The organism is Streptomyces triticagri (assembly GCF_003429565.1).
In the GTDB taxonomy this organism is placed as follows: Bacteria; Actinomycetota; Actinomycetes; order Streptomycetales; family Streptomycetaceae; genus Streptomyces; species Streptomyces triticagri.
Map to the genome: position 1 here is coordinate 20,487 of NZ_QUAK01000235.1, position 26,684 is coordinate 47,170.

General features: G+C 69.6%; 31 protein-coding genes. 16 read left to right on the forward strand and 15 right to left on the reverse strand.

Annotation, left to right across the window (positions count from 1 at the left end):
* Positions 1-66 precede the first annotated feature (66 nt).
* The 3 genes from DY218_RS32205 to DY218_RS32215 all read right to left on the reverse strand — a co-directional run bounded on the left by DY218_RS32205 (position 67) and on the right by DY218_RS32215 (position 1,765).
* Positions 67-837, reverse strand: coding sequence for an IclR family transcriptional regulator (locus DY218_RS32205; protein WP_233522006.1), 771 nt, complete (start codon positions 835-837; stop codon positions 67-69).
* A gap of 196 nt (positions 838-1,033) precedes the next feature.
* Positions 1,034-1,228 carry a DUF5326 family protein gene (locus DY218_RS32210; protein WP_128559752.1) on the reverse strand — a complete coding sequence of 65 codons (195 nt, stop codon included), beginning with the start codon at positions 1,226-1,228 and terminating at the stop codon, positions 1,034-1,036.
* A 219-nt stretch (positions 1,229-1,447) separates the two neighbouring features.
* Positions 1,448-1,765 (reverse strand): cupin domain-containing protein, encoded by a 318-nt coding sequence (locus DY218_RS32215; RefSeq protein WP_128559726.1) that lies wholly within the window; start codon positions 1,763-1,765, stop codon positions 1,448-1,450.
* A gap of 71 nt (positions 1,766-1,836) precedes the next feature.
* On the opposite strand from DY218_RS32215, the gene DY218_RS32220 reads away from it, so the two are divergent.
* From DY218_RS32220 to DY218_RS32260, 9 genes are all read left to right on the forward strand, one after another.
* The gene (locus DY218_RS32220) at positions 1,837-2,217 is read left to right on the forward strand and encodes a phage holin family protein (RefSeq protein ID WP_128559727.1); all 381 of its coding nucleotides are present in this window, start codon (positions 1,837-1,839) and stop codon (positions 2,215-2,217) included.
* Between the two features lie 9 nt (positions 2,218-2,226).
* Positions 2,227-2,784 (forward strand): low molecular weight protein-tyrosine-phosphatase, encoded by a 558-nt coding sequence (locus DY218_RS32225; protein WP_128559728.1) that lies wholly within the window; start codon positions 2,227-2,229, stop codon positions 2,782-2,784.
* On the forward strand, positions 2,781-3,941 hold the full coding sequence (locus DY218_RS32230) for a cystathionine gamma-lyase (protein ID WP_128559729.1): 1,161 nt from the start codon (positions 2,781-2,783) through the stop codon (positions 3,939-3,941). The genes DY218_RS32225 and DY218_RS32230 overlap by 4 nt, the downstream gene beginning before the upstream one ends.
* Positions 3,942-4,136: 195 nt before the next feature.
* Positions 4,137-5,042, forward strand: coding sequence for a LysR family transcriptional regulator (locus tag DY218_RS32235; protein ID WP_128559730.1), 906 nt, complete (start codon positions 4,137-4,139; stop codon positions 5,040-5,042).
* 90 nt (positions 5,043-5,132) lie between these two features.
* Positions 5,133-5,615, forward strand: coding sequence for an NUDIX domain-containing protein (locus DY218_RS32240; protein ID WP_128559731.1), 483 nt, complete (start codon positions 5,133-5,135; stop codon positions 5,613-5,615).
* A gap of 178 nt (positions 5,616-5,793) precedes the next feature.
* Positions 5,794-6,351 (forward strand): DUF2269 domain-containing protein, encoded by a 558-nt coding sequence (locus DY218_RS32245; RefSeq protein ID WP_128559732.1) that lies wholly within the window; start codon positions 5,794-5,796, stop codon positions 6,349-6,351.
* Between the two features lie 4 nt (positions 6,352-6,355).
* Complete coding sequence (locus tag DY218_RS32250) at positions 6,356-7,225, forward strand: GNAT family N-acetyltransferase (RefSeq protein ID WP_128559733.1); 870 nt, start codon at positions 6,356-6,358, stop codon at positions 7,223-7,225.
* Positions 7,226-7,350: 125 nt separating this feature from the next.
* Positions 7,351-7,830 carry a MarR family winged helix-turn-helix transcriptional regulator gene (locus tag DY218_RS32255; RefSeq protein ID WP_128559734.1) on the forward strand — a complete coding sequence of 160 codons (480 nt, stop codon included), beginning with the start codon at positions 7,351-7,353 and terminating at the stop codon, positions 7,828-7,830.
* Between the two features lie 58 nt (positions 7,831-7,888).
* Positions 7,889-8,341, forward strand: coding sequence for a GNAT family N-acetyltransferase (locus DY218_RS32260; RefSeq protein WP_128559735.1), 453 nt, complete (start codon positions 7,889-7,891; stop codon positions 8,339-8,341).
* Positions 8,342-8,421: 80 nt separating this feature from the next.
* Here the strand turns inward: DY218_RS32260 and DY218_RS32265 are convergent, their stop codons facing one another.
* Positions 8,422-9,822, reverse strand: a complete 1,401-nt coding sequence (locus tag DY218_RS32265; protein WP_128559736.1) for a serine hydrolase domain-containing protein — start codon at positions 9,820-9,822, stop codon at positions 8,422-8,424.
* A gap of 96 nt (positions 9,823-9,918) precedes the next feature.
* Between DY218_RS32265 and DY218_RS32270 the strand changes: the two genes are divergently transcribed.
* Positions 9,919-10,389, forward strand: a complete 471-nt coding sequence (locus DY218_RS32270; protein ID WP_128559737.1) for a PadR family transcriptional regulator — start codon at positions 9,919-9,921, stop codon at positions 10,387-10,389.
* 54 nt (positions 10,390-10,443) lie between these two features.
* Here DY218_RS32270 and DY218_RS32275 read toward each other — a convergent pair whose 3' ends face one another.
* Together DY218_RS32275 and DY218_RS32280 are read right to left on the reverse strand one after the other, a co-directional pair.
* The gene (locus DY218_RS32275; RefSeq protein ID WP_233522007.1) at positions 10,444-11,280 is read right to left on the reverse strand and encodes an alpha/beta fold hydrolase; all 837 of its coding nucleotides are present in this window, start codon (positions 11,278-11,280) and stop codon (positions 10,444-10,446) included.
* Positions 11,281-11,378: 98 nt separating this feature from the next.
* Positions 11,379-12,182 (reverse strand): alpha/beta fold hydrolase, encoded by an 804-nt coding sequence (locus tag DY218_RS32280; RefSeq protein ID WP_128559738.1) that lies wholly within the window; start codon positions 12,180-12,182, stop codon positions 11,379-11,381.
* A 124-nt stretch (positions 12,183-12,306) separates the two neighbouring features.
* Between DY218_RS32280 and DY218_RS32285 the strand changes: the two genes are divergently transcribed.
* The gene (locus DY218_RS32285; RefSeq protein ID WP_407703714.1) at positions 12,307-12,813 is read left to right on the forward strand and encodes a MarR family winged helix-turn-helix transcriptional regulator; all 507 of its coding nucleotides are present in this window, start codon (positions 12,307-12,309) and stop codon (positions 12,811-12,813) included.
* A 95-nt stretch (positions 12,814-12,908) separates the two neighbouring features.
* Here DY218_RS32285 and argG read toward each other — a convergent pair whose 3' ends face one another.
* A complete protein-coding gene (argG, locus tag DY218_RS32290; RefSeq protein WP_128559739.1) occupies positions 12,909-14,357 on the reverse strand; it encodes an argininosuccinate synthase in 1,449 nt (482 codons plus the stop codon).
* An 84-nt stretch (positions 14,358-14,441) separates the two neighbouring features.
* A complete protein-coding gene (locus DY218_RS32295; protein ID WP_128559740.1) occupies positions 14,442-15,122 on the reverse strand; it encodes a TetR/AcrR family transcriptional regulator in 681 nt (226 codons plus the stop codon).
* Between the two features lie 83 nt (positions 15,123-15,205).
* Here DY218_RS32295 and DY218_RS32300 point away from each other — a divergent pair, with 83 nt between their 5' ends.
* Positions 15,206-16,339 (forward strand): FAD-dependent oxidoreductase, encoded by a 1,134-nt coding sequence (locus DY218_RS32300; protein WP_128559741.1) that lies wholly within the window; start codon positions 15,206-15,208, stop codon positions 16,337-16,339.
* Between the two features lie 226 nt (positions 16,340-16,565).
* On the opposite strand, the gene DY218_RS32305 is transcribed toward DY218_RS32300, so the two are convergent.
* Together DY218_RS32305 and dnaB are read right to left on the reverse strand one after the other, a co-directional pair.
* Positions 16,566-16,832 carry a hypothetical protein gene (locus DY218_RS32305; protein WP_128559755.1) on the reverse strand — a complete coding sequence of 89 codons (267 nt, stop codon included), beginning with the start codon at positions 16,830-16,832 and terminating at the stop codon, positions 16,566-16,568.
* A 46-nt stretch (positions 16,833-16,878) separates the two neighbouring features.
* Positions 16,879-18,354, reverse strand: a complete 1,476-nt coding sequence (gene dnaB, locus DY218_RS32310; protein ID WP_128559742.1) for a replicative DNA helicase — start codon at positions 18,352-18,354, stop codon at positions 16,879-16,881.
* Positions 18,355-18,813: 459 nt separating this feature from the next.
* Here dnaB and DY218_RS32315 point away from each other — a divergent pair, with 459 nt between their 5' ends.
* The gene (locus DY218_RS32315) at positions 18,814-20,151 is read left to right on the forward strand and encodes an MATE family efflux transporter (protein ID WP_128559743.1); all 1,338 of its coding nucleotides are present in this window, start codon (positions 18,814-18,816) and stop codon (positions 20,149-20,151) included.
* A 180-nt stretch (positions 20,152-20,331) separates the two neighbouring features.
* On the opposite strand, the gene rplI is transcribed toward DY218_RS32315, so the two are convergent.
* From rplI to rpsF, 4 genes are all read right to left on the reverse strand, one after another.
* The gene (gene rplI, locus DY218_RS32320; protein WP_128559744.1) at positions 20,332-20,778 is read right to left on the reverse strand and encodes a 50S ribosomal protein L9; all 447 of its coding nucleotides are present in this window, start codon (positions 20,776-20,778) and stop codon (positions 20,332-20,334) included.
* 18 nt (positions 20,779-20,796) lie between these two features.
* Positions 20,797-21,033, reverse strand: coding sequence for a 30S ribosomal protein S18 (rpsR, locus tag DY218_RS32325; protein WP_003949403.1), 237 nt, complete (start codon positions 21,031-21,033; stop codon positions 20,797-20,799).
* 45 nt (positions 21,034-21,078) lie between these two features.
* The gene (locus DY218_RS32330; RefSeq protein ID WP_128559745.1) at positions 21,079-21,657 is read right to left on the reverse strand and encodes a single-stranded DNA-binding protein; all 579 of its coding nucleotides are present in this window, start codon (positions 21,655-21,657) and stop codon (positions 21,079-21,081) included.
* Between the two features lie 81 nt (positions 21,658-21,738).
* Positions 21,739-22,029 carry a 30S ribosomal protein S6 gene (gene rpsF / locus DY218_RS32335; RefSeq protein ID WP_006604399.1) on the reverse strand — a complete coding sequence of 97 codons (291 nt, stop codon included), beginning with the start codon at positions 22,027-22,029 and terminating at the stop codon, positions 21,739-21,741.
* Between the two features lie 281 nt (positions 22,030-22,310).
* Between rpsF and DY218_RS32340 the strand changes: the two genes are divergently transcribed.
* From DY218_RS32340 to DY218_RS32350, 3 genes are all read left to right on the forward strand, one after another.
* The gene (locus tag DY218_RS32340) at positions 22,311-22,625 is read left to right on the forward strand and encodes a hypothetical protein (protein WP_128559746.1); all 315 of its coding nucleotides are present in this window, start codon (positions 22,311-22,313) and stop codon (positions 22,623-22,625) included.
* 150 nt (positions 22,626-22,775) lie between these two features.
* Positions 22,776-23,897: a lipid II:glycine glycyltransferase FemX gene (locus DY218_RS32345; protein ID WP_128559747.1), complete on the forward strand. Its 1,122-nt coding sequence runs from the start codon at positions 22,776-22,778 to the stop codon at positions 23,895-23,897.
* A gap of 95 nt (positions 23,898-23,992) precedes the next feature.
* Positions 23,993-25,024 carry an alanine racemase gene (locus DY218_RS32350; protein WP_128559748.1) on the forward strand — a complete coding sequence of 344 codons (1,032 nt, stop codon included), beginning with the start codon at positions 23,993-23,995 and terminating at the stop codon, positions 25,022-25,024.
* Positions 25,025-25,058: 34 nt separating this feature from the next.
* Here the strand turns inward: DY218_RS32350 and DY218_RS32355 are convergent, their stop codons facing one another.
* The gene (locus tag DY218_RS32355) at positions 25,059-26,630 is read right to left on the reverse strand and encodes a glycosyltransferase family 87 protein (protein WP_199566925.1); all 1,572 of its coding nucleotides are present in this window, start codon (positions 26,628-26,630) and stop codon (positions 25,059-25,061) included.
* Positions 26,631-26,684: the final 54 nt, after the last annotated feature.

Sequence of the window (26,684 nt, forward strand, 5' to 3'; positions counted from 1 at the left end):
GAATCATCTTCCCGCCCCAACCTGAATCTTGCTCAACGTACCCAGGAGATCACAAGCTGTGAGTTTTCAGATGCTGATAGAGAATGCCAGCGAGCCGAGCTTCCGACCGATGCCGCGCTGCAACTCACGTACGGCGGGCATCAGTCGGTCGGCCTGGTGGAGCGGCATCGAGATGGCCATCGTGGCGGGGGTCGCTCCCATGGTGATCGGCACCGCGGCGCAGACGGATCCGAGGGCGTACTCCTGAATCTCCACCACCGGCTGCATCGGGCGGGTGCGGGCGAGTCTGTGCAGCAGGGTGCGCTCGTCGGGGACCCCGTAGCGGGTCGTGGGGGCGACGGGATAGCGCGCGAGATGGTCGCGCCGATCCGTCTCGTCGAGCTGGGAGAGCAGACACTGGCCGATCGCATGGGCGTGCGCCGTCTCGCGGAAGTCGGCCCACTCCTCGACGGCCGGATTGCCGGGGGTGTCGGAGATGGCCACCACTTCGACCTCGCCTGCGCGGTACACCGCGAAGTAGACAGGGACGCCGACGGCGTCGCGCCAGCGGTCCGTCTCGTCGCTGATCGCGCTGCGTCTGGTCTGCCGTGCGCCACTGCTGCTGAGCCGCTCGGCGGCCTCGCCGAGCACGAACAGACCGTGCTCACGGCGGAGATAGCCCTCGTGGGCGAGGGTGCGCAACAGGTGGTAGGCGGTGGGGAGGGCGAGGCCGGCTTCGCGCGCGAGCTGCTTGGCGGGGGCGCCGGACTCGTGGGAGCCGACGGCCTCGAGCAGGCGCAGGGCCCGCTGTACTGATCCGATCAGAGTCGGTGCTGTGGTGCTGACTGGCGTGGCCAAGGTCCACTCCCGAGGTGCGTGGGGTACCTCGTACGGAACCCGCTCAGGGGTTGGCGGAAGGCCCCGCCACAGGGGCCGACTCCGCGTTGCCTTCGGACCTTAGCCGCGCCGTGCGTCGGGCGGAGGTTTCATCCGGAACATTCCCCCGGGTGGGGGAACGTCTCTGCACATCTGTCTGCACCGGCCTTCACCACCGTCAGGTGGTGGACATGAACTTCCGTACGACATAGATGAGTCCGGCGACGAGGGCCACGAAGACGAGGACCTTGAACAGCAGGCCGACCACGACGCTGATGATCCAGCCGATCACCCCGCCGAACACCACGAGGGCGATCACCGGAATCGCGATCCACTTCACCCACCAGGGCAACCCCGCGAATATCTCCCGCACATCCATCGTCTCCACCTCTTCCTCCGGATCTCTCCGGTCTCCGGCGTCACCGGCATCCCCGGTACCGGTCGCTCCGGTCCGCCGACCCTCTGCCCTCGATGCTAGGCGGCCGGGCACGCCCGTGGGGCGCCAGGATCCCCTGTCCTTCCCTGATCCAACCCTGAGAGCAGCCTCAGGGTTCCCGGTGGCCGGCGCTCGGCGCTGCGCGGGCGAGCGGTCTCAGCCCTCCGGGGGCGAGAAGACGACGAGGACGCGCAGATCCTCGCTGATGTGATGGAACTTGTGCGGCACCTTCGCCGGTACGTACACGACGCTCCCCCGGCCGACCGCGGTCGTCTCGGTACCGACCGTCACGGACGCGTGTCCGCTGACCACGAAGTAGACCTCGTCCTGTGCGTGCGGCTGCTGCGGGTCCGTCTGCCCGGCGTCGAGTGCGTACAGGCCGACGGACATGTTCCGTTCCTTCAGGAACTGCAGATACGCGCCGTCGTTCGCCGCGCGCTCCGCCTCGAGCTCGTCCAGTCGAAAAGCCTTCATGGCCGTGTCCGCCCTCACTCCCCGCCGCACGCCGGTGCCCGGCGCCGATCACGTCTGCCACGATCAGACACATGAAGAATTTCGTAGTCAAGACGATCGCGAACTCGGCGGCGCTCGCCGTGGCCATCTGGCTCCTGGACAAGATCACCCTGACCGGCAACAGCACCCCGCGCAAGGTGCTCACGCTGATCCTGGTGGCGCTGGTCTTCGGCCTGGTGAACTGGCTCGTCAAGCCGGTGGTGAAGGTGCTGACCTTCCCCCTGTTCATCCTGACCCTCGGCCTGATCACCCTCGTGGTCAACGCCCTGATGCTGCTGCTCACTTCATGGCTCGCGGACAAGCTGAGCCTGAGCTTCCATGTGGAGGGCTTCTGGACCGCCGTGCTCGGTGGCCTGATCATCAGCATCGTCTCCTGGGCGATGAACGTGGTCCTGCCCGACGACCGTGACTGAGCGATCCCGATGAATCACCCCGAGAACGCCCCCGAAAGGCAGGGCGAAACCCTCGCCGCTGTCCCCTTCCGTGTGAGTTTCGTCTGCACGGGCAACATCTGCCGGTCGCCGATGGCCGAGTCCGTGTTCCGCGCCCGGGTGGCCGAGGCCGGGCTCGAGGACCGTGTCGAGGTGGAGAGTGCCGGAACGGGCGGCTGGCACGAGGGCGACGGAGCAGATCCCCGGACGGTCGCGGTGCTCGGTGCGCACGGCTACGACGGCCGGCACACCGCACGGCAGTTCGCCGCGGCGGACTTCACGCGGCTCGATCTGGTGATCGCCCTGGACTCCGGCCACCTGCGCGCACTGAAACGGCTCGCGCCCGGGCCCGCCGATGCCGCGAAGGTACAGCTGCTGCGCGGTTACGACCCGTCGGTGGACGGTGACGACACGGCGGAGCCGGACGTCCCCGATCCGTACTACGGCGGACCGGACGGTTTCCAGGAGTGCCTGGACATGGTGGAAGCCGCGGTTCCAGGGCTGCTCCGCGCGGTCCGCGCGGCACTGGCGCAGAAGGACGCGGCATGACAGAGCACCAGCACCCGGAGCACCCGCCGCACGGCGAGGGCACCCGGGCCGTACGGGCCGGCCTGCCGGAGCCCGTGAAGCACGAACCGACGCTGCCCGGGCCGGTGTTCGCGGCCCACTTCCATCTGCCGGGCGACCCCACCGGCCCTTATACGTACGGCCGCGACGAGAACCCGACCTGGACGCATCTCGAGCGCGCCATCGGTGAGCTCGAGGCGCCCGGGCAGGATTCCGGCGGGCCGGTCGAGACCCTGGTCTTCGCCTCGGGCATGGCCGCGATCTCCGCCGTCCTGTTCTCGCAGCTGCGCGCCGGTGACGTGGCTGTGCTCCCGGACGACGGCTATCAGGCGCTGCCCCTGGTGCGGGAGCAGCTCACCGCGTACGGGATCGAGGTGCGCACCGCGCCCACCGGCGGCGACGCACAGCTGGAGCTGCTCGACGGCGCCTCGCTGCTGTGGATCGAGACCCCGTCCAACCCGGGCCTCGACGTGTGCGACATCCGCCGGCTCGTGGCCGCGGCGCACGAGAGAGGCGCCAAGGTGGCGGTGGACAACACCCTCGCCACTCCGCTCGGCCAGCGCCCGCTCGCGCTCGGTGCGGACTTCTCGGTGGCCAGCGGTACGAAGGGGCTGACCGGGCACGGTGATCTGCTGCTCGGCTATGTGACCGGGGCAGACGCCGAGGCGATGGCGGACGTCCGGCGCTGGCGGAAGATCGTCGGGGCGATCCCCGGGCCGATGGAGGCCTGGCTCGCGCACCGCTCCCTCGCCACCCTGCAGCTGCGCATCGACCGGCAGAACGCCAACGCGCTCGCCGTGGCGGAGGCCCTGCGGGCACGGACCGACGTCACGGGTCTGCGGTACCCGGGGCTCGGCGGCGACCCCTCGCACGCCGTCGCCGCACGGCAGATGCGCCGCTTCGGCAGCGTGGTGTCCTTCACGCTGCCCTCACGGGAGCGGGCCGAGCGGTTTCTGGCCGAGCTCCACCTCGTCGAGGAAGCCACCAGTTTCGGCGGGGTGCGCTCCACCGCGGAGCGCCGCGGGCGCTGGGGTGGCGACGCCGTACCGGAAGGCTTCATCCGCTTCTCGGCCGGCGCGGAGGATCCGGAGGATCTCATCGCGGATGTGCTGCGGGCACTTGACGTCCCGGTCGCCTGAGACCGGGTCTCCCGGCCTGCTGAACGGCCCGAGCCTCCCCCCTCGTGGCTCGGGCCGTCCCGGTTCTGCGCGCGAAGAACCGCCTGCACAAGGCTAGTTGACTCTCTGTCAGTGTCCAATCACGGTAGCGACAGCGACCTATCGACATATTTATAGTTGGGCCTCTGCGGGGACATGGGAGGGGAGGGGCGTCCGATGGATCTGGCCCTGTTGCGCACCTTTGTCACCGTGCACCGGGCCGGTTCCTTCACCCGGGCCGCGGCCCTCCTCGGGCTGTCCCAGCCCGCGGTCACCGCGCAGATACGCACCCTGGAGCGGCAGTTGGGGCGCCCGCTGTTCCTGCGGCAGGCGCGCGGGGTGACACCCACGACGATCGGCGACGAGCTGGCGCACAAGGCGGCACCGCACCTGGACTCCCTGGTGGAGATCGCGGAGAGCGGCCTCGACCAGGAGTCGTCGATGCGCACGCTCCATCTGGCGGGCCCCTTGGAGTTCACCGCGGAGCGCGCCCTGCCGACGCTCACCGCCCTGACCGGTGACGACGGGCAGCGCTTCACTCTGCGGGCCTCGTTCGGCCATGCCGAGGAGACCCTCGAGGGGCTGGCGGCCGGGCACCACGATCTGGCGATCTCCACCGCCCGCCCGCGAGGAGCGCTGCTGACGGCGACGGCACTCTGCGACGAGGAGCACATGCTCGTGGCCACCCCGGCGCTCGCCGACCGGATCGGGCCGGGCCTGCTGCGCAGCGAGGGCGCCCATGCCCTGGAGGACCTGCCGGTCATCGAGGTGCACGAGTCGCTGCCGTTCGTCGCGCGCTACTGGGCCTCGGTCTTCGACTCCCGGCCGGCCGGCTCGGGCACCGTCGTCGTACCCGATCTGCGGGCGGTGCTCGCCTGCGCGGTCGCGGGAGCGGGGCTCGCGGTGCTGCCGCGCTATCTGTGTGCCGATGCTCTGGCACGCGGCGACATCGTGGCGGTGCACGAGCCCGCGGTGCCGCCGCTGCGCACGTACTTTCTGGTGGTGCGTACGGGGACGCTGGCGATGCCGCACATCGCGAAGGCGCACGACTGGCTGCTGCGGGCCGCCTCGGCATGGAGCTGAGCGGCCCGACCGGCCACCGCCGCCCCGTTTCCCCGGGGCGTACGCGGGGCGCGGTGTTTCACGTGGAACGGCACGGGCCACATTCCTTGCATGAGCGTCCGACCCGTGGTGAAGCGCACCGCCCGAGCCGTCCTGCTCGACGGCGAGAGCCTGCTGCTGATCAAGCGCACCAAGCCCGGAGTGGATCCCTACTGGGTCACGCCGGGCGGGGGAGTGGAGCAGCAGGACGCCACCGTCGTCGATGCCCTGCACCGTGAGGTGTACGAGGAACTGGGCGCCAAGATCACCGATGTGGTGCCCTGCTTCGTCGACACCGTCGAGCACATCGGGGCCGACGGCGGTGCCACCGGTGTGAAGGTCCAGCACTTCTTCGTCTGCCGGCTGGCCTCGATCGACCCCGCTCTGCGGCACGGACCGGAGGTCGAGGAGCCACTTGGCGAGTACGAGATCGTGCGGATCCCGTTCACCCGGGTCGGCATCGCCTCGGTCCACCTGGTGCCGCTGTCGCTGCGCCACTATCTGGACGGCAATATCGAGGGCGTACGGGCGATGCATGCGCCCGATCTGGGCTGAGGCAGCGGCGGGCCGAGGCAGCGGGCCGGCTGTACGCCCCCGAGGTCATCCGGGGTGCGCTACGCCCGGCCGATGAGGTGCCCCCGTTGCAGGCACCTCTCCGTACGCCCGGCTCAGTAGTCGTGGTTACTCCCGTCGGCAGACGCCCGGAGGCGGTCCGCGCGGCACCGTGTTTCACGTGAAACTCGACCGCCCCGCACGCCGGGCCACCCTGGTTGTCCATGTCGCCGCCGCAGCCGGCTGGCTCGGGCTCACGCTCGGGCTGCTCGCTCTGGCCGTCGCGGCGATCACCACCGACTCCGCGGCGACGACGGAAGCCGCCGTCCGCTCCATGAAGATCTTCACCGACTGGCTGGTGCTGCCACTGGCCTTCCTCACGCTGCTGAGCGGCCTCGTACTGTCTCTTGGCACGCACTGGGGGCTGGCCAGGCACCGTTGGGTTTACGTCAAATTCTGGCTGACCCTCGCCACCACCATCGCCTCGGTGTTCGCGCTGCGCCCGGGAGTCTCCGACGCCGTCGACACCGTGGCATCCGGGGCCTCACTGGTGGATCCCACCGACCTGATCGCCGGACCGATCGTCTCGTTGAGCGCCTATCTCTTCATGATGGTCATCTCGGTGCTCAAGCCCTGGGGTCTGACCAAACGTGGCCGAAAGCAGCGGGAGTCCGCCCGTGGACGTCGCTCGGTCTCCGGTAAAGCGGTGGACTCCGAGGGCGCCCGTCAGCCAGCCTGACCGCGTGCCGACACCTTCCCTTGCCACGTCATCCGCCCGGACCCTCACCGTCCGCGACCTCACGGCCTGCGCCGATCTCTCCGAGGACCGGGGCTGGCCCCGCGAAGAACACAAGTGGGGCCTGCTCCTCGCGGCCGGTCGGGGGTACGGGATCGATGATCCCGCCGGCGGCCTCGCCGCGGCCTGCGTGGTCACCTCGTACGGACCCGCGGACCGGCCCGAACTGGCGGCCATCGGCATGGTGTTGGTCGCCGAACGGCATGCCCGGCAGGGCATCGGCCGCCATCTGATGCAGCAGGTGCTGGCCGAGATCGCGCCCACCCCGGTGACCTTGCACGCCACCCCCAACGGCCGACCGCTCTACGAGCAGCTCGGCTTCAAGACCGTCGGCCGGGCCGAGATGGTCCGCGGGCACGTCACACCCACCACCCCGGAGAGCCCTGTCGGCACCCGGGCCGCCACCGCCGAGGACCTGGCCGGGGTACTGCGACTCGACACCGAGGTCTTCGGCTGTGACCGGACCCATGTACTCATCCGACTCCCCGCCTTCGCCGACCAGTTCAGGGTCGCCGAGGAGGACGGGGAGCTGATCGGCTATGCGGCGGCCTGGCCCAATATGGACACCCAGGTCGTCGGTCCGTTGATCGCCCGGGACACCGATACGGCCAAGGCCCTGATCGCTTCGCTCGCCCGGAACACGGACCGCCCGCTGCGCACCGACATCGACGTACGTCACGAGGAGCTGCTGCAGTGGCTCAAGTCATCCCCGGACATGGATGCCGTGGCGTTCAACTCGGTGATGGCGTACGGCATCCCCGCCCTTCCGGGCGACTGGACCCGCAGGTTCGCACCGCTCACCGTCGCGGCCGGCTGAGCCCTCATCCGCTGCTCCCCCGGAGCCATTACTTGCAAGCGCGGTCTATTGCAGATGTGGACTACGCTGAGGTCCAGGCCCTCCCCGACGAGGGTCCGGATTTCCGTACGGGACGGAGCAATGACGTGGCTGCGAACGACCCCGCCCTGACCGCACTCGCGCAGGGCTGGTGCGCCCTCTCCCTGCTGCACGGGCGGATCGAGGCGCACATCGAGCGCGCCCTGCAGAGCGGACACGGCCTGAGCGCCCGGGAGTTCTCCCTGCTCGACGTGCTCAGCCGGCAGCACGACGGAACCGGTGGCCACCTCCAGATGAAGCAGGTGGCCGACGCCGTGGTGCTCAGCCAGAGCGCGACCACCCGCCTGGTGGCCCGCCTCGAGGACCGCGGCCTGCTGACCCGGTACATCTGCGACACCGACCGCCGGGGCATCTACACGGATGTCACCGATGCAGGCCGGCAGCTCCTTGCGGCGGCCCGGCCGACCAACGACGGCGCGCTCCGCGAGGCCCTCGACGAGGCGGCCGGTAATCCTGAACTCGCGCCGCTGGTCAGGGCTGTCGAGGGAGTCGAGACCGTCCCTGCCCGGTCTGCCGGCACCGGGTGAACCGGGAGTCGTCACCCTGCACGGCCCTGGGCCGGATGTCCGGCATACCCTCCGGAGCATGACCGATCTGGAGATTCGCCCCGCCCGCCGCGAGGACATCGCCGCCGTCGTGGCGCTGCTCGCCGACGATCCACTCGGCGCCCAGCGCGAGTCGCCCGACGACCTCACGCCGTATCTCGCCGCCCATGAACGGCTCGCCGACGACCCGCACCAGCACCTGATGGTGGCGGTACGGGGCGAACGCGTCGTGGGGACGATGCAGTTGACGTACATCCCCGGCCTGTCGCGGCGCGGCGCCACACGCGCGGTCATCGAGGGCGTCCGGGTGCACGGCGACGAACGCGGCAGCGGTCTCGGCAGCCGGTTGATCACCTGGGCCGTGGACACCGCGCGGGACGACGGCTGCACGCTGGTTCAGCTGACCTCCGACGTCAGCCGCACCGATGCGCACCGGTTCTACGAGCGTCTGGGCTTCGCCGCCACGCATGTGGGATTCAAGCTGCAGCTGTGAGGACCGCATACCGCGCTACGGTCTCCGGGGCCTGTTTCACGTGAAACAGGCCCCGTTGTTCGGCGCGCGACCTGGCCGCTTCACGGAAGACCGCGCCAGCCCTCCTCGTCCACTCCGCCGGGGACGGGCGCACCGGCCTCGTAGGGCAGCCGTGTGAAGACGAACGACCCCAGATCGAGGTGGCTGACCTTCCCGTCGTCGCCTCGCATCACGCGCAGCGTCTCGCCGTCGTAGTAGCCGTCGAGGCCGATCCAGCGGCCTTCGCCGTCGGCGCGGAAGCGCGATCGGCGCCCGGTCCCGTTCTGTGGCCCGAACTCGACACCGCCGTCCGCGGACAGCCGCAGGCCGAAGAGTTGAGTGCCCCAGTACCAGGAACCCGTCAGCGCGAGCAGTTCGGGATCGGCCGCGGGCAGCGGTCGCCACGGCTCGGGGATGCGCGGCTCCGCGTCGGCCACGATGCCGATCAGGTCCGCCGTGAGCGTCGCGACGAGCGGCCCGGATGTGCAGTTGGCGAGCACGACCGCCGCCAGGCCCTCCTCGTCGGCTGCCTCGCTCAGCAGCAGACAGGCGAGAAAGCCCGGAAGTGAGCCGGTGTGCCCGGCCAGCGCCCGCTCTCCGGACCGGATCAACTGCACGCCGAGCCCGTACCCGCCGGTCCAGTCGCTCTCCCCGGGCGCAGCCGGCCTGCGCATCTCACGAACGGTCTCGGCGCTCAGCACCCGATCGTCGCCCTCCAGCAGGAAGACGGCGAACCGGGCCAAGTCGGAGGTCGTGGACCACAGTTGTCCGGCCGCCGCCATCAGACCGAGGTCCTCGGCAGGTTCCGGCAGCAGCACATCGGCCCATGGATGCACGGCCCAACCACCAGCGTGCGGTGCTTCCGGCTGGGCGGAGGTGCGCCGCAGCCCGAGCGGTTCGAGCACCTCGCGGCGCAGCACCTCGGCCCAGGGGGCGCCGCGGAGCCGCTCGATCAGGGCACCGAGCAGGGTGAAGCCGGGGTTCGAGTAGTGGTGCCGCTGCCCCGGAGGATGGAGCAGCGGGTCCGCTCCGAGTACGTCGTCGAGGCTCGGCCGTATGGTGCCGGGGGTCCGCTCCCACCAGGGTGCCGGGGTCTCGGCGGCGAGACCGGCGGTGTGCGAGAGCAGCTGGCGGACGGTGACTTCGCCGGCGCCGGTGCCGGGCAGATGCCGCTCCAGCGGATCGGCGAGATCGAGCAGCCCCTCGTCACGCAGCCGCATCACCAGGACCGCGGTGAAGGTCTTGGTGATGGACCCGATCCGGTACTGCGTATCGCCGTCCGGTGCATGGCCGTTCACGCAGGTCCGCGACCCGTGCCAGACCACCTGGCCGTCCCGCACCACCGCGGCGACGAGTGACGGGCTCCGCCCCTCCGACTGGGCGCGTGCTGTCCGGTGCAGCAGGGCCCTGCGGGTGGCAGGAAGGAGTTCTTCGGCGGGGGCCGGGGAGCTGTCTGAGGTCATGGCGTTCAGTCCATCGGGATGGGGCATCGGGGTCGAGTCATTTTCGCTCCCCCGCGGCGCCCCGTACTCGGACGCGGCCAGGGTACTGTGCATTGCATGGAACCGGGCAGCCCCAGCAATCGCACCGTGAGCAAGGCCGAGAGCCAGCTCCGCAAGGGCGTGCTCGAATACTGCGTACTGGCGATGATGCGGAACGGCCCTCGCTACGGCGTGGAACTGCTGCGGGAATTGGAGGAGACGGGGGCGCTGGCCACCAGCCAGGGCACGGTCTATCCGCTGCTCTCCCGGCTGCGGCGGGACGATCTCGTGACCACCAGCTGGCAGGAGTCGGCCTCCGGTCCGCCCCGGCGCTACTACGAGCTGACAGCGGCGGGGCAGTCCGCCCTCGACGAGTTCGCCGGTCTGTGGCCGGCCTTCCGCAACGCGGTCGACCGACTGCTCGTACCGGCGCCGCGGGACGAGGCACCGCAGCATGGGGCGCGGCAGCATGGGGCGCCCCATGACAACGCACCGCGGGACAACGCACCGCAGCACGAGGCGCCGCCGAAGAATCCGGCCGCTCCCTGACCACCGTCAGCCACGGCCGCCATCAGCCACGGCCACCGTCAGCCTCGGCCACGGTCAGTCGAGGAACTCCACGAGCGCAGCGGTGAGTTCGGCCGGAGCGTCCTCCTGGACCAGATGCCCGGCGCCGGGAATCCGCACCAGACCGGCACCCGGGATCAGCTCCACCAGCTCCTGCGCCTTGGCCACGGGGATCCAGGTGTCGTCCTGCCCCCAGCACACCAGGACGGGCAGCGCGAGCGTCCCGTAGCGCCCCTGGATCTCGTCCGTGAACCGCTGGTCGGCCTGCGCGATCTGCCGGTAGAACGCAGGCGCGCCCTGTTCTCCCAGCCAGGGCTCGACCAGCCGCTCCAGGACACTCGGGTGCAGACCGGGGCTGCTGGCGGAGGCGATGTACTCACGGACCAGGGCCTGGTGGAGGTTGGCCGGCAGCTGCTCGAAGACCTGCGCATGCGCACCGACCAGGCGGAAGAACGCCGATCCCCACGGCGCGAGCGCGACCGGATCGACAAGCGCGAGCCGCCCGTAGCGTGCCCCGTGCAGCAGATGCGCACGCAGCGCCACCGCCCCGCCGAAGTCATGGGCGACGACAGCCGGTTCGGCGAGCCCCCAGTGCTCGAGCAGCTCCGCGAAGACCCGCCCCTGTGCGGCAAGCGACACGTCCTGGCCCTCGAACTTCACCGCGGTCCCGTAGCCCGGCATGTCCCACACGTACACCTGGTGGCGCACGGCCAGCGCACGCGCGACGCCCCGCCAGACGTACGAGGAGAACGGCGTGCCGTGCAGCAGCACCACCGGTGGCGCGGCCGGGTCGCCGAACCGTTCCCAGCGCACCTCGCCCGAGGCACTGTCGAAGCTCCTCGACAACTCCCAGTCGCCGCCCAACGCGACCACCTCCCCTTCGGTCCGGCCTCAGGCTGTCATGCCGCCGCCGCGCCCGTCATCGCACTTCGGCGCTGGGGGGTCTGCCGGGAGGTCGGCGGATCCCTCGTTCACAAGGCGCGCAGGAACGCCTCGACCTCTGCGTCGAAGAGGTCCGGCCGCTCCATGTTCGGGTAGTGCGCGGTGCCCTCGACCGAGACGGCGCGGCCGTCGCGCACCGTGTGGACGAGCCGTTCGGCCATGCCGATGTGATCGGGGGAGTCGACAGCTCCGTTGACGGCCAGTACCGGGACGTCGATGTCGGCGGCGCGTTCCCAGGTGCGTCGGACCGGGACGATGAAGTCCGGTTCGTCGGCGGTGTGCTGGGACATGGTCCCCCGGGTCATCCGTCGCAGCCGGTCCACCACGTCGGGGTCGACCTCGTCGAGGGTGCGCCGCGGGCCGGCCGCGAAGAGGGTGAAGGCCTCGACCGATGCGTCCAGATCGCCGGCCGCCATGGCCCGGTGCCAGTCGGCGGTGGCGGCGGTCGTCCAGGGGTCGGTGAAGTACGGCTCGCTGGTGCCGGCACCGCTCACGACCAGAGCGCGGACCAGCTCCGGGTGCTCCAGGGCCAGATCGACCGCGATGGACGCGCCCATCGAGACGCCGATCAGCACGGCGGGCCCGGTCCTCAACTCCCGGAGCAGCGCGGCCAGATCGTCCGCGAAGCGGAAGGGCTCGGTGGCATGGGCGGACCGCCCGTGCCCGCGGGCGTCCGGAGCGATGACGCGATGGCGTTCGGCCAGTACGGGAATCTGCCGGAACCACATGCCGTGATCCAGAAAGCCCCCGTGCAGCAGTACGAGCGGAGGGCCGGCTTCCGCCGCGCCGGAGGCCGGACCGGTATCGATCCTGAACACATCACTCGGATTCATGACAACCAAGGTGTCATCTCGAAGGGGCAGATGGCAACCTAGGTGTCATGATGTCCGTATGAGCGAAACCGACGGCACGAGCGAAACCGACGGCATGGGCGAAACCGACGGCCCCTCGGCCCAGCTGCCGACTCCCCCGGAATCGAAGCCGGCGGACCACCGCCCGGCCGATCACCGCACCGCCGACAGCCGCCCCACCGACCGCCTCACCGAGGTCTTCGACCTGGTGGGCCCGCTGTACCGGCGGGCCCAGCGCAAGGTCGAGCAGGACGTGCCGGCCGAGGGCCTGTCCGTAGGCGTACGGGCCGTGCTCACCCTGCTGCGCGAGCACGGCCCGCTGACGGTCCCGCAGATGGGCCGGGAGCAGGCGCTGAGCCGCCAGTTCGTCCAGCGGATGGTCAACGAGGCGACGGCCCGCGGCCTCACCGAATCCGTCCCGAACCCGACCCACAAGAGGTCGTCCCTGATCCGCCTCACCGAACCGGGCCGAGCGGCCGTCACCGCCGTACTCGACCGGGAACGGGCGATGCTGCGCCAGGTCGACGGCGACCTCACCGACGCCGAGATCGACACCTGCCTCCGCGTCCTGACCCGACTCCTCGACCTGCTGGACAACGTGGACGTCGACTGACGTCCGGCAGGGCCGACCCCTGCTTCACCGATCCGGCGATCCGTTCGTCAGCGGGTCAGTCCGTCAGTCCGTGGGTCCGCCAGTCCGCGAGTCCGTCAGTCCGTGCCGAACTCCATCGCCGCGTGGTCCAGCATCTCGTCCTCACCGGAGACCCGGCCCCGGGAGGCGATGGCGTCCGCGCCGCCCTGCGGCATGGCGCCGATCAGCCCGGTCGACGCCGCCTGCGCTGCACCGATGAGCGCGGGGTGGGTCGAGCCGACCATGCCGAGCCCGGCGTACTGCTCGAGCTTGGCGCGCGAGTCGGCGATGTCGAGATTGCGCATGGTGAGCTGGCCGATCCGGTCCACCGGGCCGAAGGCCGAGTCCTCGGTGCGCTCCATCGACAGCTTGTCCGGGTGGTAGCTGAAGGCCGGCCCCGTGGTGTCGAGGATCGAGTAGTCGTCGCCACGCCGCAGCCGCAGCGTCACCTCACCGGTGACCGCCGTGCCGACCCAGCGCTGCAGCGACTCGCGGATCATCAGCGCCTGCGGGTCGAGCCAGCGTCCCTCGTACATCAGCCGGCCGAGGCGCCGGCCCTCGTTGTAGTAGTTGTCGAGCGTGTCCTCGTTGTGGATCGCGTTGACCAGGCGTTCGTACGCGGCGTGCAGCAGCGCCATGCCGGGCGCCTCGTAGATGCCGCGGCTCTTGGCCTCGATCACCCGGTTCTCGATCTGGTCGGACATGCCCATGCCGTGGCGGCCGCCGATCGCGTTCGCCTCCATCACCAGATCGACCGGAGTCGCGAACTCCTTGCCGTTGATCGTCACCGGGCGGCCCTGGGAGAAGCCGATCGTCACGACCTCGGGCTCGATCTCCACCGCGGGGTCCCAGAACCGCACGCCCATGATCGGGTCCACGGTCTCGACGCCGGCGTCGAGGTGCTCGAGGGTCTTGGCCTCGTGGGTGGCACCCCAGATGTTGGCATCGGTGGAGTACGCCTTCTCGGCGCTGTCGCGGTACGGCAGGTCGTGGGCGAGCAGCCACTCCGACATCTCCTTGCGGCCGCCCAGCTCCGTGACGAAGTCCGCGTCCAGCCAGGGCTTGTAGATCCGCAGATGCGGGTTGGCGAGCAGCCCGTACCGGTAGAACCGCTCGATGTCATTGCCCTTGAAGGTCGATCCGTCGCCCCAGATCTGCACGTCGTCCTCGAGCATCGCCCGCACGAGCAGGGTCCCGGTCACGGCGCGGCCGAGCGGCGTGGTGTTGAAGTACGCACGGCCGCCCGAGCGGATGTGGAACGCACCGCAGGTCAGCGCGGCGAGGCCCTCCTCGACCAGCGCCGCGCGGCAGTCGACGAGGCGGGAGATCTCGGCTCCGTACGTCGACGCGCGGCCGGGCACCGAGGCGATGTCGGGCTCGTCGTACTGGCCGATGTCGGCGGTGTACGTGCACGGGACGGCGCCCTTGTCGCGCATCCACGCGACCGCGACGGAGGTGTCGAGGCCGCCGGAGAAGGCGATGCCGACGCGCTCGCCGATGGGCAGGGAGGTGAGGACCTTAGACATAGAAATAGTATGCATGCAAACGCATGGTCATGCAAAGTGAGGCCGACCACCCCGCGCCCACTCCCCGGGCATCCCGGCCGATCGTCAGCGTGCGATGCGGGCCGCGATCCCGTCGAGCAGGAAATCCAGGCCCATCCGGAAGGTTTCCTCGGCGTCCAGGTGGGCGGCGTCGTGCACCACCGTGGCCAGGGCAGGGAAGCGGCCTGTGGCGAAGGTCCGCTGCAGATAGGGGCCGAGCGCGGCCTGCCAGCGCTCCTGGTCCATCCCGGTGGCCCGCTCGGCACGCCGCTCGGCGACCTCTCGGCGCACCGCGCCGATCGCGTACGCATTGACGGCGGAGACCACGGGCATGACGGCGTCCAACTCGACATCACCCAGGGCGGCCATCACGGTCTCGCCACTGGCCAGTGCGTGCGGCCCCAACTGCGGCCGGCCGCCCAGCAGATCGGCCGCCCACTCGTGCTTGTGGACGGCGTGCCGAGTCGATTCGGCGAGCGATGTGAGCACCTCGCGCCAGCCCTCTCCGGACGGCCGGATCTCGGCGTGCACGGCGTCGACCATGAGGTCGAGCAGCTCCTCCTTGCCGTCGATATAGCTGTACAGCCGCATCGGGCGGGCGTCGAGCGCGGTGGCGACCTTCCGCAGCGACACCGCGTCCAAGCCGTCCGCGTCGGCCAGCCGGATCGCCGCGCGCACGATCCGCTCCCGGCTCAACGGCGCCGGCACGGGCCGCTCCGGGGGCTCCGGCCTCTCCCACACCAACATGCCGGTCACGATACAAGGCATCGATCGATACACTGTATCGAGTCATACGCCGTATCGGCCTGCCTCGATGGGGAGAAGCAACCATGACCGTCGCCATAGTCGGAGCCGGCCTCGGCGGCCTGGCACTCGCCCGCGTCCTGCACATCAACGGCATCGACTGCGTCGTCCACGAGCGCGACACCTCCCGCCGGGCCCGGGACCAGGGCAGCATGCTCGACATCCACTCCGGCCAGCGGGCGCTGCGCGAAGCCGGTCTCATCGACGGGTTCCGGGCGATCGCACGGAACGAGGGCCAGGACATGCGCCTCTTCGAGCCCGACGGCACGCTGCTGCTCCAGGAGGACACTCCCGACGACGCCGGATTCGAACGCCCCGAGGTCGACCGCGCGGATCTGCGCGACCTCCTCCTCGACTCGCTGCCCGCAGACACGGTGCGCTGGGGGCACGCCTTCGTGTCCGCCGACCCCGACCCCGACCGCGACTCTGACCGGGGCCTGCTGCACTTCGCCGACGGCAGCAGTGCGTCGTACGACCTGCTGGTCGGTGCCGACGGCGCGCAGTCCCGGGTCCGCCCCCTGCTCACCGACGCCCGTCCCGTACACATCGGACAGAACACCGTCGAGCTCGGCATCCCGGACATCGACCGCACACACCCCGACCTCGCAGCGAGGGTCGGGCGCGGCAACTACTGGGTGCTCGGCGACGGTCTGTCCCTGGCCGCGCAGCGCAACGGCGACGGACGCGTCCGCATCGGCCTCAGCTTCTACAACACCGGCGAGGACTGGTTCGCCACCAGCGGCATCCCGTTCGACGACCCCGCCGCCGCCCGGGCACGGCTGATCGAGCTGCTCCCCGGCTGGGACACCCGGCACACCGCGCTGATCGCGGCCTGCGACGACACGGTGGTGCCGCGCTCGATCCGTACGCTCCCGGCCGGCCTGACCTGGCCGACGAGGCCCGGCGTCACGCTGATCGGGGACGCCGCGCATCTGATGCCCCCGGTGGGCGAGGGCGCCAACATGGCACTGCTCGACGGCGCCCTGCTCGGTCTCGCCCTGGCCGCCCACCCCGAGGACGTCCCCGCCGCCGTCGCGGAGTACGAACACGAGATGTTCGAACGCGCGGGCGCGGCCGCCCGGATGTCGACCGACATCCAGGCCCTGCTGACATCGCCGGACGCAACCAGGAAGATGCTGGCCTTCTTCCAACCGGGCTGACGGCGGGGGAGGTTGTGGCGGGCAGGGCCGGGCCGCGGCCGCTCACCGCCGGAACTCGGCGCCCGGGCCCACTCAGTTGTCGAACCGGACGACGAGTCGCACATTGTCATCGCCATGCTGCGAGGCAAGCGCCTTCATGACAGTGCCTGGTCCGGCCACGTCGATTTTGGGGCTGATGTCCGTGGACATCACGGCGTGCGGGAGATTCTGATCAGGTGGTCAGGAGTCAGGCCGGCCGAGCCGCGATCTGTCGGCGGGCCATGTCCCAGAGCTGCTCGAACTCCTCGGCGGTCAGCTGCTCCGGATCGTGCCCTTCCCACTCCTGGACGGGGAGTTCGGCCGTCATGCCGAACCTGTGGTCGTCCTCGTCGAGGGAGGCGGCTGCGATCGGCGTCAGTTCGGGGCCCTGGAGCTCGATCTGCCGGGTCACCCAGCCTTCGGCGTTCACCTCGAAGTGGAACCAGATGTCGTCCTCGTCCCAGTAGCAGCGCATCCACGTCGTCACTGGTCCATGATGGCGCCCGATGGGCGGCTCAGGCTCAGGTCTGGGCCATGTCCACGAAGCGGGAGTAGTGGCCCTGGAAGGCGACGGTGATGGTCGCCGTCGGGCCGTTACGGTGCTTGGCCACGATCAGGTCCGCCTCGCCCGCGCGCGGCGACTCCTTCTCGTACGCGTCCTCGCGGTGCAACAGGATGACCATGTCGGCGTCCTGCTCGATCGAGCCCGATTCGCGAAGGTCCGAGACCATCGGCTTCTTGTCCGTGCGCTGCTCGGGACCACGGTTCAGCTGGGAGAGCGCGATCACCGGGACCTCGAGCTCCTTGGCGAGCAGCTTGAGGTTACGGGACATGTCCGAGACCTCCTGCTGGCGGCTCTCGGCGCGCTTGGAACCGCCGGACTGCATCAGCTGCAGATAGTCGATGACGACCAGTCGCAGGTCGTTGCGCTGCTTGAGCCGGCGGCACTTGGCCCGGATCTCCATCATCGAGAGGTTCGGCGAATCGTCGATGTAGAGCGGGGCGGCGGAGACGTCCGGCATACGGCGGGCGAGCCGGGTCCAATCCTCGTCCGTCATCGTGCCGGAGCGCATATGGTGCAGCGCCACCCGGGCCTCGGCCGAGAGCAGGCGCATCGCGATCTCGTTGCGCCCCATTTCCAGGGAGAAGATGACGCTCGGCAGATTGCTCTTGATCGAGGCCGCTCGCGCGAAGTCCAGGGCCAGCGTCGACTTGCCCATCGCGGGACGGGCGGCGATGACGATCATCTGGCCCGGATGCAGGCCGTTCGTCAGGGAGTCGAAGTCGGTGAAGCCCGTCGGGACCCCCGTCATCTCGCCGCTGCGGGAACCGATCGCCTCGATCTCGTCGAGCGCGCCCTCCATGATGTCGCCGAGCGGCAGATAGTCCTCGCTGGTGCGCTGCTCGGTGACGGCGTAGATCTCGGCCTGTGCGCTGTTGACGATCTCGTCCACGTCGCCGTCGGCCGCGTATCCCATCTGGGTGATCCGCGTGCCCGCCTCGACGAGGCGGCGCAGTACTGCCCGCTCGTGGACGATCTCGGCGTAGTACTCGGCGTTGGCCGCCGTCGGCACCATCTGCACGAGCATGTGCAGATACGATGCGCCGCCCACGCGGGTGATCTCGCCGCGCTTGGTGAGCTCGGCCGCGATGGTGATCGGGTCGGCCGGCTCGCCCTTGGCGTAGAGGTCGAGGATCGCCTGGTAGATCGTCTCGTGGGCCGGGCGGTAGAAGTCGTGGCCCTTGAGCACCTCGACCACGTCCGCGATCGCGTCCTTGGAGAGCAGCATGCCGCCGAGCACGGACTGCTCGGCATCCAGGTCCTGGGGAGGGACGCGCTCGAACGCCGAGCCGCCGCCGTCCCAGCCGCCGCCCTCGCGTCCGCGGTCGTGCTGGTCCTCACGGCCGCCCTGATCATTGCGCCGGCGGGAGGCGGGCAGACGATCACTGGGTCCGCTGTCGGCCCACGGGTCGTCCAAGGGCTCGGAAATACTCACCGGGCCACCTCCTCCCGTCCGCCGCGCGGACCTGTCCGTGCCCCTCTTTCCTACGGCACGACACTGACAAATCGGAGCTCGCACTCCGCTTGCGGCGCGTCGGTGTCGGGGGGCTTTCACGACCGGAGAAGACGCCGGACGCCGCACCACGGTAGGGCTGCGGGCACCGTCAGCCAATCTGGTTATCCACAGGCACTGTGGATGACGGACGAGATGCTGTGGAGAACTGCGCCCAACCTGTGCACGGTGCGGTGGACAGCTCTGTGAACAAGCCCTCAGGCTTTCCGGAAAACAGCCATTGACCTGGCCATTCGTTCCCTCACAGCTGTGCATAAGAAAAACTTCCCCAGTCGGAGCAAGTTCCTGCCGACCCATACGCGCCGCCCGTCACGGACGACGATCATGTAAGGGTCAGTCAGCAATTGCATCACTTACCTGTGGAAGATTAGATTGGTGCCCATGACACAGGGTTCCGGGACCGCCAAGGACGTACGCCGCCGCCACGACCGAGAGATCGTGGCGCTCGCCGTCCCGGCCTTCGGCGCACTCGTCGCCGAACCGCTCTTCGTGATGGCCGACAGCGCCATCGTCGGCCACCTCGGTACGGCCCAGCTGGCCGGTCTCGGCGTGGCTTCGGCCCTGCTGATGACCGGCGTGAGCATCTTCGTCTTTCTCGCCTACGCCACCACCGCGGCCGTCGCCCGTCGCGTGGGCGCCGGAGATCTGCCCGCCGCCATCCGCCAGGGCATGGACGGCATCTGGCTCGCCCTGATCCTCGGGGCCCTGGTGGTCGCCGCCATCCTCCCGACGACACCGGAACTCATCTCGCTCTTCGGCGCCTCGGACACCGCGGCGCCCTACGCGGTCACGTATCTGCGGATCTCCGCCCTCGGCATCCCCGCGATGCTGATCGTCCTCGCCGCCACCGGCGTACTGCGCGGACTTCAGGACACCAAGACACCGCTCTACGTCGCCGTCGGAGGCTTCACGGCCAACGCCGTCCTGAACGTCGCACTGGTCTACGGCGCCGGCTTCGGCATCGCCGGATCCGCCTGGGGCACGGTCATCGCCCAATGGGGAATGGCGGGCGCCTATCTGGTCGTGGTCGTGTCGGGCGCCCGCCGGCACGGGGCCTCGCTCCGGCCCGACGCGGCAGGCATCCGCGCCTGCGCCCAAGCCGGCGCCCCGCTCCTGGTGCGCACCCTCTCGCTGCGCGCGATCCTGATGATCGCCACGGCAGTGGCCGCGCGGCTCGGCGACACCGAGATCGCGGCCCACCAGATCATCCTGTCGCTGTGGAGCCTGCTGGCCTTCGCCCTCGATGCCATCGCGATCGCCGGGCAGGCCATCATCGGCCGCTACCTCGGTGCCGGAGACGCCGCCGGCGCACGGGCAGCCTGCAAACGCATGGTCGAGTGGGGCATCGCCTCCGGCGTCGTGCTCGGCCTGCTGGTGATCGTGGCCCGGCCGGTGTTCCTCCCGCTCTTCACCAGCGACTCAGGCGTGCAGGACACCGCCTTCGCCGCCCTGCTCGTGGTCGCGCTCTCGCAGCCGATCTCCGGAGTGGTCTTCGTGCTCGACGGCGTCCTCATGGGCGCCGGAGACGGCCCGTATCTGGCCTGGGCCATGCTCGTCACGCTCGCCGCCTACACACCGGTGGCACTCCTCGTACCCACCTTCGGCGGCGGACTGGCCGCGCTCTGGGGCGCGATGGCCCTGATGATGCTCATCCGCATGCTGACGCTCTGGCTGCGCACCCGATCCGGCCGCTGGATCGTCACCGGCGCCACCCGCTGAGGCACGAGTGTCCGTGCTCCTGTTTCACGTGAAACAGGAGCACGGACACAGGAGCACGGACACGGGGACACGGACACAGGAAGAGGAGTCCGCCGCGGCGCGACACCCGAAAGACGCGGAGGGCCCGCACCTCACAGGTGCGGGCCCTCCGGTGGTCTACGACCGTGCGCGAATCAGCGCTCAGGCGGCGACAACCTCGATGTTGACCTTGGCGGCCACCTCGGGGTGCAGACGCACGGACGCCTCGTGGGCGCCGAGCGACTTGATCGGCGCGCCCAGCTCGATACGACGCTTGTCGACCTCGGGGCCACCGGCAGCCTTGATCGCCGAAGCGACATCGGCAGCGGTCACGGCACCGAAGAGACGACCGGCGTCACCGGAACGAGTCGCCAGGCGAACCTTGACGGCCTCGATCTGGCCCTTGATCGAGTTGGCCTGCTCGATCGTCTGGATCTCGTGGATCTTGCGAGCACGACGGATCTGCTCGACGTCCTTCTCGCCACCCTTGGTCCAGCGGATCGCAAAGCGACGCGGGATCAGGTAGTTGCGAGCGTAGCCGTCCTTGACGTCGACGACGTCGCCCGCGGCGCCGAGGCCGGAGACCTCGTGGGTGAGGATGATCTTCATGTTTCGGTCACCCTTCCCTTATCGCGCGGTGGACGTGTAGGGCAGCAGCGCCATCTCACGGCTGTTCTTGACGGCCGTGGCGACGTCACGCTGGTGCTGCGTGCAGTTGCCGGTCACGCGGCGGGCACGGATCTTGCCGCGGTCGGAAATGAACTTCCGCAGCATGTTCGTGTCCTTGTAGTCCACGTACGTGACCTTGTCCTTGCAGAACGCGCAGACCTTTTTCTTAGGCTTGCGCACAGGCGGCTTCGCCATGGTGTTTCTCCTGTGTGATCAAGAAGTTTGGGTACTTGCCCGCCCTTAGAAGGGGGGCTCGTCCGAGTAGCCGCCGCCACCGGAGCTTCCGCCCCAGCCGCCACCCTGGCCGCCGCCCTGCTGGCCGCCGCCGGCCGGCGCACCGGTCGCCCAGGGGTCGGAGGCAGGTGCCCCGCCGCCCTGCTGCTGACCGCCGCCGGGGCCGCCCCAGCCGCCACCCTGGCCGCCCTGACCGCCACCGCCGCCCTGGCCGCCACGGCCGCTGGTCTTGGTGACCTTGGCCGATGCGTACCTGAGCGAGGGGCCGATCTCGTCGACCTCGAGCTCCACGACCGTCCGCTTCTCACCCTGCTGGGTTTCGTACGAACGCTGCCTCAGCCGCCCCTGAGCGACCACACGCGTGCCGCGTGTGAGGGTCTCAGCGACGTTCTCAGCGGCCTGGCGCCAGATCGATGCGCGGAGGAACAGCGCGTCGCCGTCCTTCCACTCATTGGTCTGGCGGTCGAAGGTCCGCGGGGTCGAGGCGATCGTGAAGTTGGCTACGGCCGCGCCGGAAGGGGTGAACCGCAGCTCGGGGTCATCGGTCAGGTTCCCGACGACGGTGATGACTGTCTCGCCTGCCATGGTGGTGACCTCTCGCGTGTGCTTGCGGCTTGGCTCTAGCGGTTGCTGCTACTCGATTCCCGAGTCGCTGAGCTGGGAGGCTCAGTGGGTCTCGGGACGGAGGACCTTGGTCCGGAGGACCGACTCGTTCAGGTTCATCTGGCGGTCGAGCTCCTTGACGACTGCAGGCTCCGCCTGCAGGTCGATGACCGAGTAGATGCCCTCGGGCTTCTTCTTGATCTCGTACGAGAGACGACGACGGCCCCAGGTGTCGACCTTCTCGACCTTTCCGTTGCCCTCGCGGACGACGGAGAGGAAGTTCTCGATCAGCGGGGAGACAGCGCGCTCCTCGAGATCGGGGTCGAGGATGACCATCACCTCGTAGTGACGCATGTGGAACCCACCTCCTTTGGACTCAGCGGCCACGGTCGTTCCGTGGCAGGAGGGTCGTGATGCGTACGCAACGGTATCGGCCGCCACTGACATTGGGCTCCCGCGCAGGGAACCTGTGCTTGTGGCCCGGCCCGGAAGGACCAGGGCAGACACCGGTGCAGACGGTAAACAGTACCTGCACCCGGGCTTCCGGTTGAAATCCGGTGGTGAGCGGACGCAATCTGTACACATCGGGTGTCCATGGCGCTACGATGCGCCGGTTCTCCGCCAGGAGGTGCCTCATGGCACAGGCAATGCGACCGAACACCGCGACCTCTCTCTTCGCCACCGACGGCAAGCCGCATCCGCTGCAGGACGCGCTGCTCGCCGTGACGCTGGTGCTGGGTCTGACCGCATTCGTCTCCGCGATGTTCCACAGCCTGCATCTGCTCAGTTCCTGGGCGGGTCTGATCGGGATGCTGACCGGTGCGTACGGCCAGTACATCTCGGAGACCACCCGGGAGCGCTTCGGGCTGATCCTGGGCCTCGGTGCGTCGGCGATCGGCTTCTTCCTCGGGATGGCGCACGGCGGCCTGTTCGGCGGGGTCCTCGGCTGAGCTCTCCGGGTCCGCCCGGCGTGCGGGAATACGGTCACGCCGGGCGACCTTGCATGCGGCCATCCGGGGCGATCCCCGGGCGCAGTAGGCTTCGGCGCGAGAGCCGGAGCCCCTGCCCCATGGGGACACACCAGCCGAGGAGCGCCCCGCATGAGCCTGACCCTGAGGACCATCAGCCGTGAGCAGCATCTGGCCTATATCCAGAGCCTGCCGTCGGCCAGTCACTGCCAGGTCCCGGCGTGGGCTGATGTGAAGAGCGAATGGCGCTCGGAGAACCTCGGCTGGTTCGACGACCGCACCGGCGAACTGGTGGGTGCGGGCCTTGTGCTCTACCGCCAGCTGCCGAAGGTCAAGCGCTACCTCGCCTACCTCCCCGAGGGCCCGGTCATCAACTGGTACGCCCCCAATCTGGACGAGTGGCTGCAGCCGATGCTCGCCCACCTCAAGCAACAGGGCGCCTTCTCCGTGAAGATGGGACCGCCGGTCGTGATCCGCCGCTGGGACGCTCCGGCGATCAAGTCCGGGATCCAGAACCCGGAGGTGAAGCGCCTGCGGGACGTCGAGGCCACTCATATCGAGCCGCGCGCCTTCGAGGTCTCGGACCGGCTGCGGCGCATGGGGTGGCAGCAGGGCGAGGACGGCGGCGCCGGCTTCGGTGACGTACAGCCCCGCTACGTCTTCCAGGTGCCGCTGGCCAACCGCTCGCTCGACGACGTACTCAAGAGCTTCAACCAGCTCTGGCGCCGCAACATCAAGAAGGCCGAGAAGGCCGGCGTCGAGGTCGTCCAGGGCGGCTACGAGGATCTGGCCGAGTGGCAGCGGCTCTACGAGATCACGGCCGTCCGCGACAAGTTCCGCCCGCGGCCGCTCAGTTACTTCCAGCAGATGTGGCAGGCCCTCAACTCCGAGGACCCGAACCGCATGCGGCTCTACTTCGCCCGGCACAACGGCGTGAATCTCTCCGCGGCGACGATGCTCGTGGTCGGCGGGCACGTCTGGTACTCGTACGGAGCCTCCGACAACATCGGGCGGGAGGTCCGGCCGTCCAACGCCATGCAGTGGCGGATGCTCCGCGACGCCTACGCGCTCGGTGCCAGCGTCTATGACCTGCGCGGCATCTCCGACTCGCTCGACGAGACGGACCATCTCTTCGGTCTGATCCAGTTCAAGGTCGGCACCGGTGGCGAAGCCGTCGAGTACATCGGCGAGTGGGACTTCCCGCTCAACAAGCTGCTGCACAAGGCGCTCGACATGTACATGTCGCGGCGCTGACGAGTCGGACCGAGCACAAGAACCGTAAGACCGAGCACAATTCGCTTTCATACCTCTGATACACCGCAGGCACGAGAAAGGTTCCGGGACCGGCCATGGCGCTCACGCTGTATGTCGACACCACGCGCTGGCGAGCACACCACAAGCACGTGCTCGAGCAGTTCCCGGGGCTGGTCCCCGTCTGCAAGGGCAACGGCTACGGCTTCGGCCACGAGCGGCTCTCCGAGGAGGCGGCCCGCCTCGGATCCGACATGCTCGCCGTCGGCACGACGTACGAAGCGGCTCGGATCAAGGACTGGTTCGGCGGCGATCTGCTGGTCCTCACGCCCTTCAGGCGCGGCGAGGAGCCGGTGCCGCTGCCGGACCGCGTGATCCGCTCCGTGTCGTCCGTCGAGGGCGTGCACGGTCTCGTCGGTGCGCGGGTGGTCATCGAGGTGATGAGCTCGATGAAGCGGCACGGCGTCAGCGAGCGGGATCTGAGCAGTCTGCACGCCGCGATCGAGGACGTACGCCTGGAGGGCTTCGGGATCCATCTGCCGCTCGACCGCACCGACGGCTCGGACGCCGTCGAGGAGGTCATCAGCTGGATGGACCGGCTGCGGACCGCCCGGCTGCCGCTGCACACCATGTTCGTCAGCCATCTCTCCGCGTCCGAACTCGCCAGGCTGCAGCAGCAGTTCCCGCAGACCAGGTTCCGAGTGCGGATCGGCACCCGGCTCTGGCTCGGCGACCACGACGCCACGCAGTACCGCGGCTCCGTGCTCGACGTCACGCCCGTGGCGAAGGGTGAGCGCTTCGGCTACCGGCAGCAGAAGGCCGCGTCCGACGGCTTCCTCGTGGTGGTGGCCGGCGGCACCTCGCACGGCGTCGGCCTGGAGGCGCCCAAGGCGCTGCACGGCGTGATGCCGCGGGCGAAGGGCGTGGCACGGGCCGGCCTCGCGACGGTGAACCGCAATCTCGCGCCGTTCGTCTGGGCGGACAAGCAGCGCTGGTTCGCCGAGCCTCCGCACATGCAGGTGTCGATCCTCTTCGTCCCCTCCGACGCCCCCGAGCCGAAGGTGGGCGACGAGCTGGTGGCCCATCTGCGGCACACCACCACGCAGTTCGACCGCCTGGTCGACCACTGACCGTACGCCGGACCCCGTCACGCCCCGCGAGGGGTCAGTCGTCGGAACGTGGCGTTCCGCTCGTGTCGTCACGTGCCGCCCGGGATCCCCAGTGCACATACGCACCGTCCGGACCGTCGGGCGACGCATGCCGCGGCGGACGGGCCGCATGCCCGAGCACGAAGACGTCCCGGGCGCGGTCGAGGACGCCCCCGGACGGATCGTCGGACCCGTCCCGGCGTACGACGTCCCGCTCCGGCATCAGAATGTCGCGTACGACGACGGCGCACAGATAGAGCGTGCCGATCAGATGGGCCGCGATGGCCAGGTGATAGCCCTCCTGCGGCAGCCCGTGGTGCTTGTCCCCGCTGGTCGTGTACGCGAGATACATCCAGATCCCGAGGAAGTACATGACCTCGCAGGCCTGCCAGATCAGGAAGTCCCGCCAGCGCGGGCGGGCCAGCGCAGCGAGCGGCACCAGCCACAGGACGTACTGCGGCGAATAGACCTTGTTGGTCAGGATGAAGGCGGCGACGACGAGCAGCGCGAGCTGTGCGAAGCGGGGGCGGCGCGGCGCGGTCAGTGTGAGGGCGCCGATGCCGAGGCAGGCGACGAGCATCAGCGCGGTCGCGAGCGTGTTGACCGCCTCCGTGCTCAGCGGGTTGTCCGAACGCTGCTGCAGGATGAGCCAGATGGACCCGAAGTCCACGCCCCGCTCCTGGCTGAAGGTGTAGAACTTCCCCCAGCCTTCCGGGGCCTTGACCATCACCGGCACATTCACGACCAGCCACGCGCCGGCCGTCCCCGCGGCGGCCACCACGAAGTCCCGCCATTTGCCGGCCCGCCAGCACAGCACAAGGAGCGGACCGAGCAGCAGGGCCGGATAGAGCTTGGCGGCGGTGGCGAGCCCGAGCAGGATCCCGAAGGCCAGCGCGCGTCCGCGCGACCACATGAGCATGGCCGCCGCCGTGAGCGCGATGGCGAGCAGGTCCCAGTTGATGGTGGCGGTCAGGGCGGCGGCGGGGGCGAGCGCGACCAGGAGACCGTCCCAGGGACGCCGCCGGTGCGTGCGCGCCACGCAGACCGCGACGACCACGGCACAGATCAGGAGCATCCCGGCGTTGACCATCCAGTAGATCTGCTCGCGGTACTGGAGGGAGTCGCCGCCGTCCGTGGGCACGCCGGTGATCCACGCGGCCACCTGCATGAACACCCCGGTCAGCACCGGGTATTCGAGGTACTCCATATCGCCGGGCAGCTTGTCGAAGTACGGCACGAGGCCGTCGGAGAAGCCTCTCCCGACGAAGAGATGCGGGATGTCGGAGTAGCACGCGTGGGTGTACTGGGCGCCCGCTCCGGAGAACCAGGCGCCGTCGTAGCAGGGCAGCTTCTGGACCATGCCCAGGGCGAACATGCCGATGGCGACGAGCACGACGACGCGCACCGGCGTCCACCACGAGGCACCGAGCTTGGCCCACCGGCCGACCGGACCGCCGAAGACCTCACTGCCGGCCTCCGCCACCTCGTCCTGTCGGGTGGGAAGGACAAGGCGTTCCCTGTCCCCTGACTGCGGCGAGTGCTGCGTGCTCGTGCTGCTGCTCGGGCTCGTGCTCGTCATGGGGCACATCCTGCCGTACGAGGCTGTGCACACGGCGAGGGCCGCCGCACCGTCGGTGCGGCG

Bases quoted from the DNA above. Each gene is read 5' to 3' on its own strand.
- DY218_RS32235 (WP_128559730.1), top strand. From the start codon at position 4,137: ATGGATCTGGCCCTGTTGCGCACCTTTGTCACCGTGCACCGGGCCGGT.
- DY218_RS32220 (WP_128559727.1), top strand. From the start codon at position 1,837: ATGAAGAATTTCGTAGTCAAGACGATCGCGAACTCGGCGGCGCTCGCC.
- rplI (WP_128559744.1), bottom strand. From the start codon at position 20,778: ATGAAGATCATCCTCACCCACGAGGTCTCCGGCCTCGGCGCCGCGGGC.
- DY218_RS32300 (WP_128559741.1), top strand. From the start codon at position 15,206: ATGACCGTCGCCATAGTCGGAGCCGGCCTCGGCGGCCTGGCACTCGCC.
- rpsF (WP_006604399.1), bottom strand. From the start codon at position 22,029: ATGCGTCACTACGAGGTGATGGTCATCCTCGACCCCGATCTCGAGGAG.
- DY218_RS32240 (WP_128559731.1), top strand. From the start codon at position 5,133: ATGAGCGTCCGACCCGTGGTGAAGCGCACCGCCCGAGCCGTCCTGCTC.
- DY218_RS32350 (WP_128559748.1), top strand. From the start codon at position 23,993: ATGGCGCTCACGCTGTATGTCGACACCACGCGCTGGCGAGCACACCAC.
- DY218_RS32330 (WP_128559745.1), bottom strand. From the start codon at position 21,657: ATGGCAGGCGAGACAGTCATCACCGTCGTCGGGAACCTGACCGATGAC.
- DY218_RS32340 (WP_128559746.1), top strand. From the start codon at position 22,311: ATGGCACAGGCAATGCGACCGAACACCGCGACCTCTCTCTTCGCCACC.
- DY218_RS32280 (WP_128559738.1), bottom strand. From the start codon at position 12,182: ATGAATCCGAGTGATGTGTTCAGGATCGATACCGGTCCGGCCTCCGGC.
- DY218_RS32260 (WP_128559735.1), top strand. From the start codon at position 7,889: ATGACCGATCTGGAGATTCGCCCCGCCCGCCGCGAGGACATCGCCGCC.
- DY218_RS32225 (WP_128559728.1), top strand. From the start codon at position 2,227: ATGAATCACCCCGAGAACGCCCCCGAAAGGCAGGGCGAAACCCTCGCC.
- DY218_RS32345 (WP_128559747.1), top strand. From the start codon at position 22,776: ATGAGCCTGACCCTGAGGACCATCAGCCGTGAGCAGCATCTGGCCTAT.
- argG (WP_128559739.1), bottom strand. From the start codon at position 14,357: ATGTCTAAGGTCCTCACCTCCCTGCCCATCGGCGAGCGCGTCGGCATC.
- DY218_RS32270 (WP_128559737.1), top strand. From the start codon at position 9,919: ATGGAACCGGGCAGCCCCAGCAATCGCACCGTGAGCAAGGCCGAGAGC.
- DY218_RS32215 (WP_128559726.1), bottom strand. From the start codon at position 1,765: ATGAAGGCTTTTCGACTGGACGAGCTCGAGGCGGAGCGCGCGGCGAAC.
- DY218_RS32230 (WP_128559729.1), top strand. From the start codon at position 2,781: ATGACAGAGCACCAGCACCCGGAGCACCCGCCGCACGGCGAGGGCACC.
- DY218_RS32355 (WP_199566925.1), bottom strand. From the start codon at position 26,630: ATGTGCCCCATGACGAGCACGAGCCCGAGCAGCAGCACGAGCACGCAG.
- DY218_RS32315 (WP_128559743.1), top strand. From the start codon at position 18,814: ATGACACAGGGTTCCGGGACCGCCAAGGACGTACGCCGCCGCCACGAC.
- DY218_RS32295 (WP_128559740.1), bottom strand. From the start codon at position 15,122: ATGTTGGTGTGGGAGAGGCCGGAGCCCCCGGAGCGGCCCGTGCCGGCG.
- DY218_RS32265 (WP_128559736.1), bottom strand. From the start codon at position 9,822: ATGACCTCAGACAGCTCCCCGGCCCCCGCCGAAGAACTCCTTCCTGCC.
- rpsR (WP_003949403.1), bottom strand. From the start codon at position 21,033: ATGGCGAAGCCGCCTGTGCGCAAGCCTAAGAAAAAGGTCTGCGCGTTC.
- DY218_RS32305 (WP_128559755.1), bottom strand. From the start codon at position 16,832: ATGCGCTGCTACTGGGACGAGGACGACATCTGGTTCCACTTCGAGGTG.